The sequence below is a fragment of the Polaromonas sp. genome (genome assembly GCF_018780625.1).
Taxonomy (GTDB): domain Bacteria; phylum Pseudomonadota; class Gammaproteobacteria; order Burkholderiales; family Burkholderiaceae_C; genus Polaromonas.
In genome coordinates, this window is the sequence record NZ_JADMJK010000110.1 from 5,299 (window position 1) to 6,640 (window position 1,342).

Below are 1,342 nucleotides of genomic sequence, written 5' to 3' on the forward strand. Positions count from 1 at the left end.
CTTGCCGGTGTTTACCCGACTTGCGGGCGCAGATGGAAATCAGCAAAATGCTCGCTTATCCATTCCTTGCAACGCCATCTCGCATGAACCGACTTCCTCCATGACCGATTTATCTCCAGACCTTGCGGCCGCCACGTTTGCCAAGACGGCAGCGGGTATTCAGGAAATCCAGAACCGCGCACTGGGCTTGCCGCCGATGACACGCCGTCTGCTGGTGCTGGTGGATGGAAAACGCAGCGGCAAGGAGCTGGCGGCCTTTGCCTCGGGCCATGACGCGGTCGACATTCTGGGCCAGTTGCTGGCACAAGGCTGTATTGAAGCGCTGGCGGTCGCTGAAGCCGCGCCGGTGGCCGCCCCAGCACCAGCGGGCGCTGCGGAGTTGTCCGGCCTGCCCCAGGCTTCCGCGCGCAGCGCCAAGGACATAGAGATGGCGCGCAACTTCATGACCAACACCATCAACACCATGTTTGGCCAGAACATGCGCCTGACCCTGATCGAGGCCATCTTTTCCGCCCGTACGGCCGACGACTTGCGCCAGGTTTACCCGGTATGGGCCGAGACCATGGCCTCCCTCGGCGTTGGCGCCAAGCGCCTGCCGGAACTGCGCCAGAAACTGTTCCAGGTGCTGTGAAGCACCCCATTAAAACGGCTGCAGCGCGCCGTCCACAAACACCTTGAGTTCGCCGGGTGCAAACGCCGTCCATTGCTCGTTCGTGGTCAGCGGCGCGGTTACCACCACGGCCACCTGGTCGCTGGGTGCGGCGTGCTCGGCAAAGTTGACGCTCACGTCTTCGTCGCTCAGCGTGGCGTGGGCAAACGGGTGGCGGCGCTCCACGTAGACCAGGCTGGTCGAGGCGTGGGCCCACAGTGCCTGCCCGTTGCTGAGCAGGAAATTGAAGGTGCCATGCATGGCAATCTGCGCGGCCAGTTCGCGCAGCGTGAGGCTCAGTTCCTGCACGCTGGGCACGTCCGCATGGGATTTGGCCAGCTCCTGCATGATCCAGCAAAAAGCCCGTTCGCTGTCGGTGTTGCCCACGGGCCGGAAGCTGCCGTGCAGCCGGGGCGCGAAGTCTTTCAGGTCGCCGTTGTGCGCAAACACCCAGTAGCGGCCCCACAGTTCGCGCACAAAGGGGTGGCAGTTCTCCAGCGCGACCTGGCCTTGCGTGGCCTTGCGGATGTGGGCAATGACGTTGCGGCTCTTGATCGGGTAGCTGCGAATCAGCTCGGCCACGGGCGACGCGCAGGCCGGCAGGTGGTCGATGAAGTGGCGCAGCCCCTTGTCGCCGCCGGTGCTGCCCTTGCTGCTGTCGCCTTCAAAAAACGCAATGCCCCAGCCGTCGGC

Annotated in this window: 2 protein-coding genes; one reads left to right on the forward strand and one right to left on the reverse strand. The window is 64.0% G+C overall.

Annotated elements, in window-relative coordinates:
- Nucleotides 1–100: 100 nt before the first annotated feature.
- Complete coding sequence (locus tag IV091_RS09745; protein WP_293468128.1) at nucleotides 101–631, forward strand: hypothetical protein; 531 nt, start codon at nucleotides 101–103, stop codon at nucleotides 629–631.
- Between the two features lie 9 nt (nucleotides 632–640).
- On the opposite strand, the gene IV091_RS09750 is transcribed toward IV091_RS09745, so the two are convergent.
- A partial coding sequence (locus IV091_RS09750) for a class II glutamine amidotransferase (RefSeq protein ID WP_293468130.1) occupies nucleotides 641–1,342 on the reverse strand: 702 nt, incomplete at its 5' end.

Excerpts from the sequence above, each read along its gene's own strand:
- IV091_RS09745 (WP_293468128.1), top strand. The coding sequence starts at position 101 with ATGACCGATTTATCTCCAGACCTTGCGGCCGCCACGTTTGCCAAGACG.